The 20,434-nt window shown below is 68.0% G+C and carries 11 protein-coding genes; 4 read left to right on the top strand and 7 right to left on the bottom strand.

All coding sequences use genetic code 11. The features are described 5' to 3' along the window. The first annotated feature begins 10 nt into the window (after positions 1-10). From LFA75_RS19205 to LFA75_RS19190, 4 genes are all read left to right on the top strand, one after another. On the top strand, positions 11-397 hold the full coding sequence (locus LFA75_RS19205) for a hypothetical protein (protein WP_225235198.1): 387 nt from the start codon (positions 11-13) through the stop codon (positions 395-397). A gap of 117 nt (positions 398-514) precedes the next feature. Continuing rightward, entirely contained in the window at positions 515-1,120 is a 606-nt protein-coding gene (locus LFA75_RS19200; RefSeq protein WP_225235197.1) for a hypothetical protein, read from the top strand. Between the two features lie 101 nt (positions 1,121-1,221). Then, a complete protein-coding gene (locus tag LFA75_RS19195; RefSeq protein ID WP_225235196.1) occupies positions 1,222-1,707 on the top strand; it encodes a hypothetical protein in 486 nt (161 codons plus the stop codon). Next, a complete protein-coding gene (locus tag LFA75_RS19190) occupies positions 1,704-2,597 on the top strand; it encodes a phosphorothioated DNA-binding restriction endonuclease (RefSeq protein WP_380093117.1) in 894 nt (297 codons plus the stop codon). Before LFA75_RS19195 ends, LFA75_RS19190 begins: the two co-directional genes overlap by 4 nt. On the opposite strand, the gene LFA75_RS19185 is transcribed toward LFA75_RS19190, so the two are convergent. The 7 genes from LFA75_RS19185 to LFA75_RS19155 all read right to left on the bottom strand — a co-directional run bounded on the left by LFA75_RS19185 (position 2,594) and on the right by LFA75_RS19155 (position 20,429). Beyond that, a complete protein-coding gene (locus LFA75_RS19185; protein ID WP_225235194.1) occupies positions 2,594-3,901 on the bottom strand; it encodes an SIR2 family protein in 1,308 nt (435 codons plus the stop codon). The two genes, LFA75_RS19190 and LFA75_RS19185, sit on opposite strands and share 4 nt — an antisense overlap. A gap of 358 nt (positions 3,902-4,259) precedes the next feature. Then, positions 4,260-8,885 (bottom strand): DEAD/DEAH box helicase, encoded by a 4,626-nt coding sequence (locus LFA75_RS19180; RefSeq protein ID WP_225235193.1) that lies wholly within the window; start codon positions 8,883-8,885, stop codon positions 4,260-4,262. Further along, positions 8,878-12,237, bottom strand: a complete 3,360-nt coding sequence (locus LFA75_RS19175) for a hypothetical protein (protein ID WP_225235192.1) — start codon at positions 12,235-12,237, stop codon at positions 8,878-8,880. Before LFA75_RS19175 ends, LFA75_RS19180 begins: the two co-directional genes overlap by 8 nt. Before the next feature lie 255 nt (positions 12,238-12,492). After that, positions 12,493-15,660, bottom strand: a complete 3,168-nt coding sequence (locus LFA75_RS19170; RefSeq protein ID WP_225235191.1) for a helicase-related protein — start codon at positions 15,658-15,660, stop codon at positions 12,493-12,495. Next, the gene (locus LFA75_RS19165) at positions 15,657-17,417 is read right to left on the bottom strand and encodes a phospholipase D family protein (RefSeq protein ID WP_225235190.1); all 1,761 of its coding nucleotides are present in this window, start codon (positions 17,415-17,417) and stop codon (positions 15,657-15,659) included. Before LFA75_RS19165 ends, LFA75_RS19170 begins: the two co-directional genes overlap by 4 nt. Then, complete coding sequence (locus LFA75_RS19160; protein ID WP_225235189.1) at positions 17,404-18,600, bottom strand: DUF6361 family protein; 1,197 nt, start codon at positions 18,598-18,600, stop codon at positions 17,404-17,406. The genes LFA75_RS19165 and LFA75_RS19160 overlap by 14 nt, the downstream gene beginning before the upstream one ends. Beyond that, entirely contained in the window at positions 18,597-20,429 is a 1,833-nt protein-coding gene (locus LFA75_RS19155) for a GPI inositol-deacylase (protein ID WP_225235188.1), read from the bottom strand. Before LFA75_RS19155 ends, LFA75_RS19160 begins: the two co-directional genes overlap by 4 nt. Positions 20,430-20,434: the final 5 nt, after the last annotated feature.

Below are 20,434 nucleotides of genomic sequence, written 5' to 3'. Positions count from 1 at the left end.
GGAGGACATCATGCGACTGGTTGCATCGTCAGAGGCTGGTGCGGTCGAGCGGTTCGAGGCCATCGACCTGCTGGAGCAGCGGACGGTCCTGGCCACCGCCGTGGTCCGCGAGCTGCAGAAGTCCGGTGGCGAGAACATCTACGGGCGGCCGACCGCCGCGCTGAACTTGCTGCGCCGCTGGGTCGGCGAGCGCTACGAGGCCAAGGTCGAGACCCACGCGAAGGACGGCCTGGCGTCCATGGTCGTCCCTGAGGGCTACGAGGACACCATGGCCGAGCTCAAAGACGCCACGGACATCTGCGAAGCGCTCGCGATGGCCTGGACGGCGGACACCCGACGCGAACTCGACGGCGACCTCGCCGACATCCGAAGCCTGGTGTCCAGCTATGCCTGGTGAGGTCATGCCGCTCGGCGAGGCGTGCTCGATGAGGCAGGCCGGACATCGCGCCGGTTCGTCCCGGGCCCTCGGCGTTGTCCGTGCAGAGACCGACGGCCCGATGTGCGAGGTGAACCTGTGAAAGAGGACGTGCTGGAGCAGGTCGTTGAGGACTACCTGCAGCTCAACGGCTACTTCACCCGCCACAACCTGAAGTTCCGGCCGTCGAAGGCTTTCCCGGGCTACAGCGCACACGAGCACTCAGTAGCCAGTGACGTAGACGTCATCGGGATTCACCCGAGCCTGTCCGGGCCCGACCGAGTCCGGGTCGTGTCGTGCAAGGCCTGGCAGGCTGGCTTCTTCCCTGCAGGGAAGCTGGCCGAGCTGCGGGAGGAAAAGGCCAACCCCAAGAGGGCAACGTGGCGCCACTTCCGTGAGCTATGGCGGCCGGAGTGGTCCGAAGCTTTTCGGGATGAGGTCGAGAAGGCGGCTGGTCAGCGCGACTTCCACTACTCCATCGCGGTCGCCGCGCTCAAGGGTCCCGGTTCGAATGATCCGACTGCCGCCGCTGCAGCGTGGTCGGCGGACCCGACCATCGCCAAGCATCTGGACGGGTGCACCTTCAGCTTCCTAACGATGAAGGACATGTGGGCCCACCTCCAAGCGTCGCTCACCACCACTCCCGCCGCGTCCGAGATCGGCCGGCTGGCCCAGTTGCTGCGAGCGGCGGGGGTCGAGGCCTGACCAATCGCGTCTGTTGGGACACGCTGCAGACCAACCGCTCGTCACCAAGGTCACCATTCTGATTGCCTGGTGGCATGACGGGTGATGCACGGCCGAGCTCTGTGGTCTACGGGTTCTATCGACTGCACGAATCGCTGTGCGTCATCGACAGAGATCGCGCACGGGCATTGAGCGACGCAATTGCGCGGGTGAAGGAGTGCACCACCGTCGGTCAGGCCATGGATCTCAACCGCGAGCTCAGCGCAACGTGGGTCCCGGGTGCGCCCGAGAGCGCGGAGGAGATGGAGGACGAGGACCTCACTCCGGAGTCGCCGTACTCGTGGGACGACACCGGCGCCGTCCTGGACGGCGACTGGCCGCCCATGCCGACCGCGCTGACGTTGGAGTTGTTCGCGGAGAGCGACGTCGAGGCGTGGGCTGCGCTGAAATCACCGCCCATGGGCGCCCGCCGTATCACGACGACACTCAACGGCGACTACCTCGAGATCGACCCAGCGCGGGAGCAGGTGCTCGTCGATGCGCTGAAGGGCTTGGGCATCGACGCCGTCCGCGACGATGCGCTCATCGACACCTTGTCGGGAGAATGACGTCTACCGCCGACGACGTCCTCCGACGTTTCGGGAGCCTGAAACAGCACCGACGCGACGGCACCCGGTCGCCTCACAAACCGCTGCTGGTGCTGCTCGCCCTCGGTCGACTGCAGTCAACCGGTAGCTCGGCGGTGCCGTGGTCGGTCGCCGAGACCCAGCTCGCAGAGCTGATCGCCGAGTTCGGTCCGGCGTCCCGGACATCGCCTGCGCAGAGCGCCGCGTACCCGTTCACCCGACTCCGAGCGGAGGCCGTCTGGCACCTGGACCACGACGTCGCCATGGACTCAGTGGGGCCTCTTCGTCGGGACGGGGTCACCGGCGCCTTCGTCCCGGAGATCGAGCAGCACCTCCGGTCGGCCCCGGGCGCCGTCGCCGAGCTGGCTCGCTCGTTGGTGGACAGCCAATTCCCCGCCACCATCTCCGACGACGTCCTCACCGCCGTCGGTCTCGTCGAGCTGGTGGAGACAACCGTCGGCCCGTCGACGAACCTTCGTCGGCGGGATCCGACGTGGCGGATGTCTGTCGTCGACGCCTGGGACCGGCGGTGCGCCTTCTGCGGTTACGACGGCCAGGTCGCCGGTGTCCCGGTGGGGCTTGAGGCAGCGCACGTTCGCTGGTTCGCCTTCGACGGTCCGGATGATCTGGACAACGGGTTGGCGCTGTGCATGCTCCACCACAAGCTGTTCGACCGAGGAGTCCTGGGGTTCGATGACCGGCACCGGGTCACGGTGTCCGGTTCTTTCACGGCGAGGACCGAGGCGGGCCGACAGGTCTACTGGCTCCACGGCCGTCCTCTGTCCGCTCAACCCGGTACGCCGCTTCCCGCACCCGTGCACGTCGCCTGGCAGAGGGATCAGGTCTTCAAGGGCGCCGCGCTCGCCGCCTAGGAGTCGGCCGACGACCCTCCCGCCGAGTCCAACGCATCGAGGACGTCGCGCCAGTCCTCGGCGTGCTGACCGGACGTGGCCCACTTCTCGACCCAGCTCCTCAGCTGTGCGAGCTTCTGCGCCGTCCTGCGCTCGTCGTCGTCCCGGATCAGCGCCGAGTACCGCGGGTCCATGAGCGTGGCGGTGCCACGCGCTGCGTGCTGCGCGACCCGGTCGAGGAAGACGTCGAGCTCCCGAGCCGCGCTCACCATCCGGGCCGAGCGCTTGTCAACCGTCTCCTCGGAGGGCGCGGCGCCCCCGACCGAGAGGTAGCGCAGCTCCGGCGCCCACAATTCTGCGGAGAGTGGGTCGTCTTGAAGTGTCACGACCGTGCCCAGCTCGGCCTTCCCGCCTCGTTTCTCCTTCAGGACCGCCACCTCGTGGACGAGCCTGATGACGTTGTCGTCGTTCATGGAGGCGCCCACCACGAACAGGTGGCGGGTCAGCAGCGTGGCCTGCAGGACGGCGGCCAGAGGCCGCTGCTCGGCATCGTACCGGACGAAGGATCGGCGGTCCAGGACGACGGTGTCCGGCTCGCTGGCGTCCCCGTGCAGCTTGAGCAGCCACCGTCCTGAGCCGCCCTCTGCTTGCTCCCCCTTCGGGAGCAGCACTTGAGGCCGGGCGCCGGTCGCGGTCTCGACGGCCCGTTCGTACAGGTCGTCGAAGTTCGTGGTGATCGCGTTGCCGACGTTCAGAGCAGCGAGCAGCGCGTGACTGAGCGCGAACCGCGCGGGCGTGCCGATGACATCGGCGACCCGCTCGCCGAGCGTACGAGCCTTGTCCCCGGACTTGCTGAATGCCCGCCGAAGCACCTCAGCGGCGTCCAGCGGGTTCATGCGGGCGAGCGCTTCGGCTCCGCCAGGCATGCGTACGCCCTCGGCCAAGCGCGTAAGCAGACCGTCCCAGAGCGGGAGACCTGCAGCTACCCCTGTCCCGGCTCCCATGAAGAGCGCGAGCTGGCCACGCCGAGCCAGGTCACCTAGTCGTCGAGCATCCCCCTCGAGGGGTGCGACGAGTCCGCGCGCAGGAGCACTGCGTCGGAGGGATTGGAGCGCCGAGTAGTCAGAGGCCGCTCTGGCGACGATGACCACGTCCAGGCCGTGCAGTTCGGCAGAGTCGTCGCACGCCTTTAGCAGCTCCTCGACGACTTCACCGCGCTGCCCGTCGAGGCCACCGCCATCCACCCCGAAGACTGGTCCCGCCCCCCGCCTCGGCCGTCCGGGGGTCAGGTGCTCGGCGCTCTGCGAAGCGATGGCCTCCAGCACCTCGCGGACACCATCGGCGACCCAGGACGGGCCTCCACTTCCTCGAGACCCGACGGCGAGCAGCCACCGACTCGGCTCGACGCCGGTGCCCGACGCAAGTCGAGTCCATCGCCCCCGTGCATCCTCCGGCCGTGCGGCTGACCGGTCCGCTTCGGACCTCCACCCCAGCGCAGGCCACCACGACCTGCGTACCCCAGCGGCCCCCCGCCCATCTGTGGACACGACAAGGTCATCGCACACGATGCCCTCGATGCTGCTGCGGACGACGAACACATGACCGGTCACGGCTTCATCATCACGTCCCTCTCGCCCATCCATGACGGCGGTCACTCAACGGGGTGGAGCGCTGGCGCCATGACTAGCTCGGCGGGACGTGACCGAGAACGGCCAGCATCCGCTGGGCACCGGCCCGGCTGAGCTGCTCGTGGTGTCGGGCGTTCCGGTAGGACCGCAGGCACCCGTAGCAAGCTGTTTCCGGTCCGCATTCGCAGGACGACACTCGTTCCAGAGCGCCGCCGACCACCAGGTCCAGGGAGTCAGCGACCAACTTGGCTCCCCCCGCCCCACCCGGCACCGTGTCGAAGAGGATGACGGCCCGACGCCCGTTGGGTGAACGGAAGAGTGCCCCGTCCAGATCGTCCTCGCTGATCTCCAGGCTCTCCGTAGCTCCCCGAATGATCGCGTACAGCAGGGACAACCAGTCACTGTCACCCGTGAGGGTGTCCCACGCGCTGCTCGTCAACTCCACGATGTCGGTCTCGTAGGAGTGGCCCAGCGATCGCTGGGCCCACCCACCGTTGCAGTCCTTCCGGTCGGTGGGTCGTTTGTGCGCGGTCCACCTCTGCCCCGCCTGCAGGACAGTCGTCCACCCGCACCAGTCACAGATGTGGAACTGCGGCCCACCGGCATCGGAGATCACGGAGATGCGCCCTCGCGCGCCAGCCCGGGCGCGGCAGAGCGCGCCCGACGGCATGGCCCATTCCTTCTCGAACACCTCGGCACCCAGGGACTGGATGTACGTCGCGCCTCCCCACCGTCGCTCGGGAGCACCCGTCCCCACGTCTGTCGGATCGGGGTCGCAGTTGAAGCCGAACTCGGGGATGACGTACGTGCGCGGCCCACGGCTGTACGCCGTGGCGCATGCGGGGCACGCCGGTTCACTCGCATCCGCGCCCTCGACGTAGGCGCCGCATGCGCTACAGGCCTGGTAGTCAACAGCGACCAGGTCCTTGCCCGGGAATCGGTGCAGGCCTGCTGAGGTCCACCGCTTCCCACCGGCGATCACCTGGTTCCCCGGGGCGTAGTCGTAGATGGCCTGCGAGAGATCACGGCTGAGCTCGAGTTGGCGACCGACAGGTTCACCGGAGTGCAGGGTGCGCAGCTCGACCGTGTCGACCGGAAAGCCGTATTTGGGCAGAACATTGCGGCTGCCGAGGTAGCCGAGCAGGTCACGGCCGTTGATCGTCTCTATGGTCTTACTCATCGCCTGCGCGGGCCCGAACTTCGCAGCTGAGACGAATTCGTCGATCCGCTTCTGGTAGCTAGCTAGTTCGGCGTTGACCTCGTCGCGGACGAGGTCCAGCAGGTCACAGAGCTCGCCCACCCACGAACCGTCATCGACGCCGATGCGCTCAGCGACCCCGGGAGGAAGCACGGCGCGGAGCGACGCCAGAACATCCGTCGGGACAGGGGTGAGGAAGGAGCGCACACCGTCACTCGGAGCGATACCGCCGGAGTCGGTGAAGAATTGCCCCACCTTGGACCATCGCGAGCCATCAGCCTGGAAGCACGCACGGAAGTACGCGGCCATAGCGATGGAGTGTGCGTGCCGACGATCGATGCGGTCGTTCTCGAGCGGGATGATCGGCACCCGCATGTGCCCAGCGATCATCCGCTCAGGGTTCTGGAACCGAGACAGGTCATGGGAACGGCGCTGGGCGAACGTGAGCACAAGAGCAGCCGAGGCAGCCCGCCTCCCCGCTCGCCCAGCTCGCTGCACGTAGTTCGCGGTCGATGGAGGCATGTTGCGCAGGACCACCGATTGCAGATCACCGACATCGACACCGAGCTCGAACGTGGTCGAGCACGACAACACATTCGTCTTGCCATCGACGAAGTCGTTCTGGATCTCCGCGGCCCTCGTCGACGACCACTGCGCCGTGTGTTCTTGGGCCTGCATCGGGATGGGTTGCATCGTGCGGTAGAGCCGCCGGTAGTGCTGGTCGTCCTCATCAGTCGACGGGATCGACATCGCGACCATGACCCCGTCGCAACGGAGGGTCGGACACACGGACCGGACCGACCTCGGTGCAGTCGTTCTACACCTCGAGCAGCGGAACCACCGGCCTTCGTGCTCTGTGGTGAACCGCAGAGACTCGATTTCGTCCTGGAACAAGGCTCCCAAGGTGCGGTCGGTCGTCGACGCCAGCCAGCCCAACTGCTCCACGAACTTCCAACAACCAGCGAGCATCGCGGCCGCGGACGACTGGTGCCCGGACTTCTCAAGCACTCGACTTAGGTAGTCGAACCGACGGTTGGTGCCACGAGTGGGGCTCCAGCTGAGGACCTTCTTCTTCTTCTCGGACCCCGTCTGCCGCATGTAGATGGGGCCAACTCGCGGCAGGAACGCCTCGTCCTTGTGATCAACGCCCGGCGGCATGGTGATGGCGCCCTGCTGCCGCATCGTGCCGACCAGTTCCTCCAGCAAGTCCCATCCCTCGACCTGACCCAGACCGGCATCCAGCAAGGGTGCAGGGAGGGCCACCTCCGACTGCTGGTGCCGTACCACCAGCAGACCCAGGCCCTCGAGAGACTGCCGTCGGTCCATGGCGACCAGTTCCAGGGCCAGCCAACGAGCTACTTCCCGCCGCTTGGTGTCCCGGGTAGCGGTGGACCTGAAGAACTCGGCTTCGTCGGCAGCCTGGAGGGTGTAGTGCACCAGGTCGTCGACACCAACTTCTCCCGATTGCTGCACGGCGCGGCCCAGGCCATCAACCAGCAGAGAACGTTGCTGCAGCTGGCCGTAGGTATTTTCGAGGTAGGGAGCAGCGAAGGCGGCGGCCTGCCTGCTGTCGCTGAACAGCAGGAGCTTCCGCCCCTGCCCCGGGAGGTCCGCCGCAGCGCTCGGGCCAGGAGGGAGCTGCTGGTACAGCGCCGTGGTCAGGACCGACGGCGGGGCGTCCGAGCCGGTCTGCAGACGGCGGACGACCTCTCGCGCCCTCGCACCGCATCGGGTGCACGAGCTCATCACCTTCTGGGATCGGTCGAACTTCCGCACAGGCCTCAGCGCAGTGGATGAACACCCTTGAGCACCGCACACCGATCGGGTTGCCGCGTGCAGGGCGCCGCACTCCGCGCAGAGATACACGGTCTGGTTCGCCGCTGTGGATCGTCCGCCCACATCGAGAAGGTCCTCGTCCTCGTCCTCGAACGCGACCTCGTTGCCGAGCATGAGCCAGGTGTGGCGACCGTCAGCGGATGGGGAGGGCACGAAGTAGTTGTCCTGATCCCGCTGCTCGAGGGAACCGGCCAGGTATACAGCCCCGCATCGCTGGCATGAGCCGAACTCGAAACACGCCGCTGTGCAGTCCGGGCACCGTTCGTGGCGCGCCAGTTGGACGTGAGGGCCAGCGGTAGACAGACAGGTGAAGGCACCTTCGGTCGCCCGGATGAACTGGTGGTATCGAGCTGACAGCACCGGGTTCCCTGTGCTGTCCAGAGTGGCGCTGGCAACCGCGACGAGGTCTCGGACGATGCTCTGCGGCTGCGGCCGGCCCGGGAACATCCGGCCGGCGATGTCGGCGACCGTCTGGGGTCCGTCGGTCAGGAGCCGCTTCAAGGCGACCACGGAGGCCTCTTCGTCCAAAAGTTGGGCGGGGTCGAGGCCCTGGGAGCTCGCCGGCGCGTAGGACAGCACCGCTCCGGCGGGGTCCTCTGCGCCCCTCAGCGCGGACCACTGGTCAGGGGTCAGTGGACCCCACGTCGACTCAGTGGGGGAAGCCACCCGGCTGGCGGTCACGAGGTCCTGCCGCGTGACGTCGTCGTCGATCCACTCGAAGGGGCTCGCGAAGAGCTTCCTGGCGAAGTCCATGATCTGGGTCGGTCGGCCCTGGACCGAGGCGCTGGTCGCGATGCACTGCAGCTTTCGCCCGCCACCCACCCGGTCGTGGAGGCGCCGGAGCAGCATCGCGATCTCCGCGCCCTTCGCTCCGTCGTAGACGTGTGCCTCGTCGAGGGCGACGAAGGCCCAGCGGTCTCCCTGGAACAGGGCGAGGTCGAGGGGGCGGAGAAGGAGGTACTCCAGCATCGCGTAGTTGGTGAGCAGGATGTGCGGTGGCGCGGCCCTCATCTCCTCGCGGCTCAGCACCTCGTTGGACAGCCGAGGTTGGCCCGGGTTGAGCGCGGTGAACTGAGCCAGGGCGTCCGCCGTCCGCTCCTTCGTCTCGCCCGTGTACCTGCCGAACGTCAGCCGAGGATGTGCACTCAGCAGAGTGCGGAGCCTTTTGACCTGGTCATTCGCCAACGCATTCATCGGGTAGAGCAGAAGGGCGCGAACACCGGGGCCCAGACTCCCCTGAGCTTCTTCCGTCACCAGCCTGTTGATGATGGGGATGAGGAAGGACTCGGTCTTGCCCGAGCCGGTTCCGGTGGTCACGACCACGTTCCGGCCAGCGACTGCCTTCCGGATGGCTTGCTCCTGGTGGGCGTAGAGCGGCCGGTCCAGAGGCATGGCTGCACTGGCTAGCGAGGCGAAGCCTCGGTGCAGAACGCCTTCATCGATCAGGTCTGCCAGCGAAGCACCGGGACTGTAGGCGGGAGTCGCCTCGAGGTACGGGCCCTTCGCAAGAGCGCCGCCGTGGTCGACAGCCGCTGCGAAGGATCGCGCCATTGCCTCGTCACGGACGTCGACCAAGGTCTTGACGTATCGCTGGTAGGTGTCGGTCACCGCCCGGCTCGCTACGAGCGGGTCGAGCGCGTCATCCATGGTGATCCCTCTTCTTGCTCGCCGTCGCAGCGGTGTACGCGTGGGCGTCCGCCAGCACGATGTCCATGCCTACGTAGTCAGGTGCGTGGGTCGCCAGCACGAACCAGGCCTCGCGTCGCCCGTCCCCCAGGAGAGGAACGGCTGCGCTGTTGTAGGCCCTCAGCCGGGCCAAAGCGGCCCAACCGAATGAAGCGGCCGGCAACAGGCCCCAGGCAGCAGTCGGGGTGCCGTCCAGTCGCGCTTCGAACTGTGCGAACAGATCCGGAGGAGCAGCGCCCACGAGGCACTTCCGCACCCGTGAGAGGTCGCGCTCGATGAAGGCGAGCACACCTGTCAGTTCCTTCTCCCGGCGCGCGTCGAACAGCTGCTTGGCTGCCGCCATCCGGCTGTCCGGGTGGAGCAAGCCTTCGGGGACGACCTGCACCGCGCTCCACAAGTCCTCCACACGAGCCGGATCGAGCTGGTCCAGGGCGCTGGCTGTCGGCCCGAAACCACCTACCTCCCGATGCGGGTCATGACGCGAATCAAGGATCGCCACGAGACTCTCTCCGCCACCGAGAGCCAGGGACCGGCGAAGGTCATCACCGCTGTTGTCCGACCACTCGTCCTTCCGCCACTGCGGAACAGCAGCGAGTGCGGCGAGGACCGGAGCAGATGCCCACCCGCGTCGGATCGCGTCTTGCTCGATGTCCCGGAATCGGCGTTCGACGAGCCCAGCCCGGATGAGGAGACGAACAGCTGCCGCACGGTCGCGCACCTGGAACATGAGTGATGAGAGCGCCGCCGGTGGGTCACTGTGCAGTGAGTCCAGGACAAGGCGGCGGACGCGTCGGGCGGTGTCAGTGGGGAGAGGAAGTCGATCCTCCAGATCAAGGACCGGCCAGACCGCCGTCAGGTCGGTGACCACGCCGTCGTCAGGGACTGGCGCCCCTGCGAGAGCAGCGGACAGGAGCTCTGAACCGGAGTCGACCGCCTCGTGATGACCGGGGCGAGCAACCTGCAGTGCCGTGGGTCCCGGCCAGTCCGGCCAGTCCGTGGGGGCCCAGGGATCGACGACCGCAAGGCTGACGAGCAAGGGGCCGGCCTGCTTGAGCTCGTCGCCGAGCTGGACGAAACCGGACTCGTCGACCTCCCGCACCACGGGTGGTAGCCAGGGAGCGGTGTTGCGGTACGTGGCTGCATGAAGTCCTTCGACGTACCGGAGGTCGTCGAGCTGCAAGCCTCTGTCCACCGCCCTGGCACCCGACGCGAACGTCCTGGGCCGGAGCAGCGCCACGGTGGACCTGCTGTCGATCCCGACCAGGTCGAATCGGCCCGAGCCCACACGTCGGGCGGTGTCCGCGAATCGGCCGAGGCTGAACAGCCGAGTTTCGCGGCCCCGCCGGTCAGTCGACTCGATCGACTGCCGGTCGTCGGCATCATCGGCTGACAACTCAAGGCGATAGGCACAGTTGTCCCCCGGCAGCCGGACACTGAGGAACGCCTGCGCGTCGAACGTCTCTGCATGCACGATCGGTGGGCGCGACGTCCACCCACCGGGCAGACCTTGTCCCGTCACCTGCACCTCGACAGCGGGAGGCCTGATCAGAATTGTGCGCGCCTGCAGGCCGACCTCGCAGGTCACGTCGCTCTGCACGGTGTCGGCGTCGAAGGAGAGGGCGCTGGACGACGTCGTCATCCCGGGTGCGGGTCGAATGGTCGCGGCTGCTGGGTCAAGCAGCCCTGCAGTGGTCCAGCGAAGACGAGGGGCAACGTCGACGCCCAACCCCTCCGCGACGAACACGGTGCGCTGGGCCTTCTTCCCGAAGGCGCCGCGTACCGAGATGGTGAACTCGCCGAGCAGGGGTGAACCGAACTGGTGCAACGGGTCGTGGCCGCCTGCGATTTGTGGGCATTCGGCCAGCGCCATCCTCACGACGCCCCGCCCCCTGTCATCGGGGCGCAGGACCTCGACCTGCCACTGAGAAGGGTCGCTCCCGGGCGGGAGGACGACCGTCGGGCGGGTGCTCGACACCTCCATGCCCCGGCGGGTGGTGACGGCTGCCAGCGGGGAGATGCCCTCGATGGATGGGGCACCGGAGCTGCGGACCAGGCGCGGACGCACCGTGGAGGCAGCGGCGGACAGCCGGCCCGCCGATGCGTTCTGGAGATCGAGAGAGCAGATCAACCAGCCCCTCCACCCAACGGGTTGCCCCAATTGGCCCATGATTCGAAGGGGGGTGCCGGCCACGTCGACGACCTCCTTGTCCTTCGGGATGACCGCCCAGACCTCGCCGCGCGGCACCGGGAGACCCGCTGGCAACAGCTGCCCGTCGACGTCGAAGAGCAACAGAGGATCAGAGGGGTCGACCAGCTCGACGTCGAGTCGCTCCTGCCCACGTAGCCGCACGTTGAGTCGCCGCACCGGTTGTCGGACTGCGGCTGCGAGCGGTGTCGTGGTTGCCGCCTTGCCGACCCACTGCGCAGCGGCGCGTATCGACTCCGTTGCGCCATCGCCCGCCACCGACCAGACCGCGGCGCCGTCCTCCGCGGAGACCGCAGGCAGCATCACCACCACGGCCCCCGCCCCGACGTCCAGGGCAACGGTGGGCTCCGTGCGGTGCTTGCGGCGTAGGGGTGCAGGCTGGATCACGAGGTCATGACGACGTTCGTGGAGCTCCTCGACCAGGGCCGTGAGCATCACGCTGGGAAGCCCCGTTGTCTCCGTCGACAGCGTGCCGTCGTCGAGAGATCCGAGGTGCTCCCCCGCGTGGGCGACGACTTCGATGACGCGGTCGAGGACGTCGAGAGCCAGCTCGTCGCCGAACTGGAGAAACCTGCCGACGGAGGAGTCCACGTAGTTGAGGCGGCCTGTGTTGGCCGTCAGCCAGGTCAGGAGGTCCGCTCCAGCAAGTCCCGGGTCGTGACGCCGGCGGGCAAGGATGACGTCGACGAGCCGGTGCATCCCCGAATTCGGAATGGCCGCATGCATGGCGGCGGGGCCGACGAACCGTCGGTGGGCGACGACGTCGGTGAATTGTGGCAGCCGGGCACGCCCGAGCGCTTGGAGGAAAGCATCACCCACGAATCGCTGGAGATCTTGATCCGGGTGAATTTTGGTCGCGCGCCAGAACTCCGGCCAGAACGTGTTGGCCTCCGGCGCGATGGCTGCCGTCCCCACCATGCCGACCAGGAGACAGTGCGGGTAGCGATCGAAGGCCCGTTCTGCGGGGTCCCCGCGCCTGGCCAAGTAGGCGTACAACGAGCCCAGAGCCGCAAGGATGTTGTCGACATCCCCTCTGTCGTAGTCAGCCTCGACCACCAGCGACGCCGAGCGCAACGCAGACCGGTAGTGGGCTTCTTTCTCGCCCATGAAAGCCGATCCGTTCACGCGCCCCCCGAATCATCATCGATCACCGCTGGCCGATGCTGCCCTGCGATTGCCTAGGCGTCTGTCGCCACGACTGTCGTCGAGCGCTCTGCCAGATTCAAGACCCCGTCATCCGAGCGGGTCATGATCTCTCGCCGGAATGGTGGCCCGGGATGAACGACCGGGCTCCTGGTCGGAGCCAACCTGCTCCCGTCCTCTTGGTAGAGACCGTAGAAGCCGATCGGTGATGAGCCGTCACTAGTCACGCTCTAAGGCCGGGGGGCGAAGATCGATGACGTCAGCTGACTTCAACTCGTCGTCGCTTCTGCGCGAGAGCAACTTGAGCAGGTCCTCCTGGCGCGGCTGACCGAAGGCCAGTCGGTACATGGCGAGGTCGCGCTTGAGCCGGTCGTACCGGGGGCCGTCCAGGCTCAGCGCATACGGGTAAACATGTCGCTCGATCTTCGCCGGCCCGTCGTAGACCCAGTACGGCACGAAGTCGCCCTGGTCAGCCGTGGCTCGGTTGGCCGCGTCGTACGCCGCTCGCCACGGATCCACGTCGTCGGACGACATCACGTCCGATCGGTGGGCAGCGGCCACGTTCCTGCGGACAGCGTGCCCGCCGAAGCGGTGCACCCTGCCCTCCCGCTGCTCGAAGTCCACGGGGTTGGCCGGGGTGTTCCAGTGCACGATGGCTGAACACCACCAGTGGAAATCGATGCCCTCCTGGCCCGCCGAGGTGGTTGTCAGCACGAAGGGCCAGAACGGGCTGTTGAAGGCGGCCCGCACGTCCTGCTGCCGGACTTGCGCAGCCTCGGCGCTGTCGCCCGCGGTTCCGCGCGCCGAGCCGTAACGCAGCGCAAATCGGCTTCGCAGGCGTGGACCGTCGTCCTGCACCGGGAAATAGGGGGCGTAGTTGACCACGCGGAGCGTGATCGCACTGACGATCCGGCCAGCCAGGTCGAGCAGGCCGTCGTCGTCGAGAGGACCGTCGGAGAACGAACTGCGCAGGTGGTGGACGTACTCGTCCAGGACCGCCTGCAGGTTCCCGGCGGCGCAGTAGTCAAGGACGGATCGCCAGTAGGCGGCGTCGTCCTCGCCGATGACCAATGTGCCCTCGAGCCGATTGAACAGAGATCGCAAGCCTGCCGCGAGGTGCACCGCCGCATGCCAACGGCCCTGCGGGCTGACGTCTGCTTCCGCCAGCACCCGGCCGAGCGCGCGCCAGGCGATGTTGCCCGGGCTGTGGGCGGCCAACCGGACGACGTCACGGCTCAGGGCGTTCCGCCGTCCGAGGTGCGCCCTCCCCGTGTCGACGACACCGAGCGCTGCGGCGATGTGGGCTGTCAGCCCGGTGCCCGCCTCTGCCGACTCCTCACCCGCGCCCTCGCTGTCCCCAGCCCCGCCCGCGAAGTAGGCGGCCACGTCATCGGCCTCCGCCCACGCCTCCGCGGGAACTGCGCCGGGCCAGCCGAGGTAGCGCCGCCAAGCGCTGTCCCCGTCCGTGGTCGGTTCGTCCTGAGCTCCCCGTGCCTCGAGTGCATCCCGCACCCGGGTCTCGAGGTCCGCCTGCGAGAGCAGCGCTCCCCCCGCTGAGCGAGCGATGGCCAGGGGGTCTGCCGCCTGCGCCAGGACGGGGTGCGGCCAGAAGAGCGCAAGCGCACTCATGGCAGAGGGACGCCCGTCTTCGAGGCGGTAGTCCAACCGGCTCGCGACCGCGGCCCGAGCCGCACGGGAGTTCTCCCTCAGCGCTTCGCCGGACAGCTTGCGGTCCGCTTCGTAGCTGAGGAGTCCCGCGATGGCGGTGGGCGTCGCAGACCAGGACGAGAACACCAGCCGCTTGGTGATGCCCGCGGCCGCGTGCTGCGCGAACGGGGCCCGCAGGGCGAAGTACGGCATGGACGGCGGCAACCACAGCAGCTTCTCCCAGCCCTGGTCGACTGTGTCAGCAGCCAGCCGGCGCAGGCGGGCGTTGCCGAAGTCGATCGGCCGGAACCCGCGGACGGCCTCTGCGTCCATCTGCTGCGCACTGGACACAAGCTCGCGCACGGCGGCGGACGGCCCGTCCTTCACAGCCGCCTTCAGCCTGTCGCCGAGCTTGTAGCCGTCGGCGAAGTTGAGGAAGTAGGGGGCCGACTTCCAGTACTCGAGCGTCGCGATCCCGCCCAACTCGTCCGCCAAGGCCCGCAGCGTCACGTACCCGCGGACGTCGTCCACCGCGACGTCGGCGAGGTCGTTCTGCCGCTCCACCACCATCTCGCCGGTGCGCAGGCGGGGTCGCTCGGACCGGGTCATCACCGGCAGAAGGAGTTGGCGCACCCCACTCGCAGCGTCAGCCGCACCGGCGCCGGATGCCAGCGCGGTCCGGTACGTCTCCAGGGCCTGCCGGACGTCGCCCAGCCATCGGTCATCGTCGCGGAGGAACCGCAAGGTTGCGAAGAGGTCCTCGTGGTGGCTCTCGCCGGTGTCCGCGGCTTCCTGGTCCAACGTGAACGGTTTGTACGGGGTCGCCGACAGGAGGAGCACTTTCGCGGCGCCGTACCCGAACAACGCCTGCGCCAGCTCGGCGCTCTCCGTGTGAGCATCGGTCGACAGCAGGTTCCGGAATCGCTGGAACTCGTCGAGGATAACCAGATCGGGCTCGAGGCTGTCGATCGAGGCGCGCGCGAGGTGGCCGCGCATGAGGCGGATGAGCTCGACGGAGCGCTGGTGCAGATCGGCGGTCAGCTCCCGACTTCGGCCGACATCAGCGAACAGCGCTGTGGCGTCGCCCGCGGCACCCGATCCGCGGATCGCCGCTGCGAATGACTCCGCGATCACCGCGTCGGGGCCGTTCCCGAGCTCGGCGCGGAGGCTTTCGACGACCTGCCGGAAACGGCCGAAGGTGCGAGTCGTCGCGCGCAGTGTGGTGAGAGCACTGCGCGCGTCCCAGCCAGTCAGTCCGAGCTCCTGCTCGAGCAACAAGTAGATGAGTGCGCGCTCCTGGGCGAGCCCGGTGCTCCACCCCTGCTCGAAACTTGTGCCCGGGGTGAAGGCCACCAGGTTCACTGGCTTGCCGATGTGGGTCCGGTCGGCCGCAGCCAGTGCCGCGGTGTGGCGGGCCAGCATCGTCAAGCGGGTGGAGAGGTGGGTGGCCCGGGCTCCGGCGACCTGGAGCCGCTCGATGTTCTGCCTTGCGATGTCGGCATTCGAGCAGATGTAGACGATGTCGATCCTGTCCACGGAGTCGTCGTCCTGGAGGTGCTGCAAGGTCTTCGCGACGACACCACGCGCGACGACGCTTTTGCCGAGGCCGGTCTCGTCTGCGACGAGGAAACGGCGGGTGGGCTCGGTGTCGACGAAGAAGCGCTGGGCGACGTGCTCGACGGTCGCGCGTTGGAAGTCCTTGAGCCCGGCCAAGTCCGCCGCCGCGTCGTAACCGGTCACTGCTTCCCACTTCCCTCGGCGCGTGCCGCGTCGACGACGGCCCATATCTCTGCGAATCCGGGAGGCAGGACACCGGCCCCGGCCACCTTGGGTACGAGCCGCGCGAGGTCCTCCAGGCGATCTGGGTGGTCGACGAGGGCTCTCATCAGCAGCTCGAACAGACCCGGCGCCTCGAACCGGACACCAACTGCTCGGCTCGCGTCGCCCGCGTCGGCCGCGCCCATGAGGAAGGTCGAGTCCCCCGCTCCCAGCAGCAGGGCAAGGAAGCGGAGGAACTTCTCAGGGGTGTCGACCTGACCAGCGATGACGGCGTCCAGCCGTCCGCCGGGGGCATCGACGAGGTCGGCGAGCACCAGGCAGCGTGCTCGTGCCCCGTCTGGGCCGGTGGCCGTCAGCACGACGAAGGCGGAGATCTCATCGATGGCCATAGGACCGAAGGTGAGGTCGACAGGTTCGCCGGCGCGAAGTGGTTGATCCGATCCCGGGAGGGTGATCATCCGCGCCGAGACCTCGATGCCGGCCTCCCCGGGGGCGAGGGCCGGGCCCGTGAATCGAGCGCGGTACGCGTCGTCGCCACCGAGCACGGTGACCGTGAAGAGCCCGGACGCCAGATCGACGAGGACGTTGTCCAGACGCGTCAGTTCCGCGTCGTCATCCTCCGGGGTTTGCGGTGTGTAGGTGGTCAGGATGGAGCGCAGCGGGCCGTCGTCCCCGAACATCTCGGCTGCGCCCAGCTTCGACGAGGGCCCCACGAGGGTCACGATGATCTCCGCGTTCCCCCCGAAGGCAGCTTCAGTGGCATTGGCTGACCCGACGCGGATCCAGGTCCTGCGGTCGTAGCTGAGCACGTAGCACTTGGCGTGCAGACCGGCGAGGCCGGTGGCGACTGGCGGTCCTGCGTCGGGGGCCTGGACCAGCTCGCTGGTCAAGGGGTCGAGGACGTAGACGTCATGCCCGGCCAAGGTGTCCGCAGGGAGCGCGTCGAGGGTGGCCTGGCGGCTGATGACCGTGGCCGGACGACCGGCCGTCACCGTGGCCAGACCGGCAGGGGTGAGGAACGGCGAGATGACGACGACGTCTCGCGTGCCGACGAAGAAGTCGTCCTCCAGGACAGCTCCGAACCCGAGGACGTCGAAGCTGATGTCCGTCATGTCCTGGGGCAGCTCCCAGCGCGTCCGTCGAACGTCGTCGGCCACCCGCCCGATCCTCGCCCGCCGCACTTGGGACACCTCCCCGACCGAAAGACCGGGAAGGGCCTCGAGCAGCCGGGCGACCGGTTCGTTGACCGGATCGGCCGAGTCGGTCAGCTCACCATCGAGCTGCAGCAGCAGATCCCAGCTGCGGTCGCTCGTGAGGTTCCGGCTCGGAACGACGAGCCGCATGCGCACCCCTTCGCCTTCGTCGGCCACGAACCGCAGGGCCCACAGCTTGGGGTGGAAGAGGTGCCCGGCCTTCGGGCGCCGGACCGCATGGAGCACTGGCTCGAGGAAGGCCACGATCGACGAGTGGGACTGTGGCGCAGCGGCCATGCCCGCTTGGTGGAAGACGTCGAGCCGGTCGGCGGCTGACCGGACGGCCTCCATGAGGGCGATCGGATCTGCGCTGTCCGCCAACCGCCGAGGGATGAAGGCGAGCGCAACGGACAACGCGGACTCGAGGTGGACGGTGAATGTCGTCGCGACGGCACTGTCGAGGATGTAGCCGTCCGGGGGGCGGAGGGCATCGAGCAGGAGCGCGCGGCCGTCAGGCTCCAGCACTGGCGCTCTCCGCTCCTGCGTGGATGTCGGACACGATCGTCCGGACGTTGGTCCACCGGAAGTCGAGTCGGCGACTTCCCGAGGCCCCTGCCCATGTGCGGAGCAGCTTGTCGTGGCGGAGCCGCGACTGCGGGCCTTTGATCGAGATCTCCCGGTCGCGGACGAGCGCCCTCAGATCGGCGCGGTCGGCCATTCCGGCCAGCTCACCGAGGACGCCGAGCCAGGTGGAGATGAACAGGCGGGCGCGCGGATTGCCCTGGATGCGTGGGTTCTGGTTGGTCACCCGGGCCCACATGCTGGCGGTGTCCCAGGATGAGAGCCGGGGGTGCCCGGACACCGTCTCGGCCCACTCGTCGATACGGCTGCGGTAGCGGTCGACGGGCCCCACCACGGAGGTCAGATCAGCCGCCTCGTACTTCTCCGCGATGAGCAGGTTGTAGAGCAGGGCCGCTCCGTGCATCGCGAGGGAGAACAGCTCTGCGTCCTGCACGACCGCACGGGTCTCGCTGTCGGCGTCCGTGACTGCCGGGTGCGACCACGCCCAGGGCACCTCGTCAATCGGCTCGGAGGACTGCAGCACGTGCGCCAGGAAGGACGTCGGGCAAGCGGACACGATTTGCTCGGTCAGCCACCGTGCCTCGTCGGCCTCCACACGCAGTCCGCCTACGACGCTGTCGGGGAAGCCAGGCGGTGCGGGCGGGACCGAGGGCACCCAGCGGCCGCTTGCCCGGCGAGTGACCTCCTCGCCGAGCTCTTCCTCCAGCGCAGTCCGGTCGTCGACATAAGCCCGCGCGATGCCGTACCGCTCGAGCGCCTGGTTGTAGATGACCGATGGCAGGTTCTTGACCTTCGCGCCAGCGCGGGCGCCGATGATGCCGAAATCGTCAGGCGCCTCGGCCAGCAGCGTCAGGACGACGCGCCGCTCGACGTCGGCCAGCGACTGGGGTCGACGCTGACGAGCAGTGCGGTCCGCGGCGGCGGCGCACCAGGGAACCAGAAGGAAGTAGCGGGCTCGCGTGAGCAGGACGGACATCCCCGGGAACATCAGGTCGGAGAAGGCATCCCGCACCTGACCGATCCCGAGCTCGTCCCGGCTTTCCTTCTCCTCGAACAGCCGCAGCATCTCTCTGGTGCGCCGCTGCTGCTCGGCGTCGAAATCCAGCCAGGCGAGCTGCGATGTCACGGCGCCACCACCTCGGCGTCGAGCATCCGCGGCGCCAGTCCGTTTTCGAGCATCCAGCTGAGCAACCGACGGAGCACCTCAAGCTTCTTGTCGAGGTCGGCGATGCGGAGGGACTTCTTGTCGCTCAAGCTGGTCAGGCGGTTTCGTTCAGCTGCGACCTCCGTCTCGAGGGCGACGACGTGGAACCAGACCTGTTCCTCCGGCGTGAGGTCCAGCTTCTGCCGGGCACGTGCCGCCGACACCTTCACGAGGACGTCGACAACGATTTGGTCGAGCGACGCATCCGCCGCACTGGGCGCCGACGCAGCGGCCGCAGCTGCGGCACTGCCGGCCGATGTCATGGTCCCGAGAAGCGCCATCCCGCCGACCATTCCGCCAGGACCGAAGGCCGCCAGCGCGCCAGTGAAGGCAGCCGCCCCGAACGCGCCGGCTGGTGCGGCGAGGGCGACGCCCAGCGGTCCCGCAGCCACGAGGGCCACGCCGGCGGCACCGATAAGAATCCGACCCCACGGGATGCCTGATGACTTCACGAGGGCGTCACGGACCTCACTGATGCACGCAGCGATCGTCTCGCCGCTCTCCGGCTGAATCCCGACCTCGATCGCCATGTCCCGGAGGGCTGCCATGGGCGCCTTGCCCGGGTCGATGTCGTATGGCTGGACCAGGTTGGACAACGCCGACAGCACCATGGGTTCGATGACCTGGTCGAGCTCCCAGTCCCTCTGGACCCGGGGTGCTTTGCCGTCCGTCAGCGCGAGAACGGCGGGGGTAGCGAGCCTCCCCTCGGCGGCGAACATCGTCCGGAGCCTGTTGCTCATCTCCTCCTGGACGATCTCGAGCGCAAGGGCGTAGCGGCGGGCCACCGCTTGGTCGGTGATGTTGCGCCGGACGTGGTGGGCGAAGGACAGCGCGAAGACGGCCATCTGCTCGGGGACCGACTCTGGCAGATCGATGGCCCGCTCCACCGGCACGAGTTCCCGGCTCTGCGACCCGAAGACCGCTTCACCGAGCAGGGTCGCGACGTGGGAATGCTGCAGGTAGAACTCCGCCCCGTGCGAGACGCCGACCGCGAGCGGGAAATCCTGGGCTGCCGGGAACGTGCCGCCGAGCCCACGACCTGCGGTGATGGGGTCGAGACGGCCGTAAAGGTTGGCCCAGTCGCGGACCGTCCCGTACGGAAAGCGCTTGAGGAGCCGATCGGTCTTCTCGTGGAGGAAAGGTGACCCGGCCGGACTGCCGACGGTGATCAGGCGACGCACGTGCACCTGCGCGGGGAGGTGATCCAGGAGGTCGATGGCGACCACGGAGCCCAAGCTGTGCCCCACCAAGACGATGCTGCCCTCGACCGGCAGCTGCTCCAGGACGTTGCGCAGGATGGCCCCGCGGACCCCTTCGTTCTTCAGGTAGCGAGTGACCTGCTTCATGAGCCCGGGGTCGACCAACGTGGCCGCATCATGGATGAGGTCGACGATGAGAGCAGGCACGTTGGCCAGGCCGCCGGGTTCGACACGGTCGTCCTGCCCGATCAGGCGCCCCAAGCTCACCTGCTGACGCTCGTACAGCCGACGGCGCTCGTCTTCGTCGTCGGGCTGGTATGTCCGCGCCGGCACGGAGGCCGACACCCCGTCCATCTCGAGGATGCTGCTATACCGGGGGGCGATGGTCTGGCCCTTGTCGACAGCGTCGTAACCGACTGCCTCAAGACCGGCATTCATGTGCCCGAACCAGCCAGCACTGGGATCGCCGTCACCTACGCCGTGCAGGAACACCACAGTCGGAACCACGACAACCCCCGTCGATGTGTCGAACGCTTCGCCGATCGACAGCACTTAAT

Source organism: Klenkia terrae (assembly GCF_900491935.1).
GTDB classification, from domain to species: Bacteria; Actinomycetota; Actinomycetes; order Mycobacteriales; family Geodermatophilaceae; genus Klenkia; species Klenkia terrae.
This window is presented reverse-complemented; position numbering and strand designations above follow the sequence as displayed.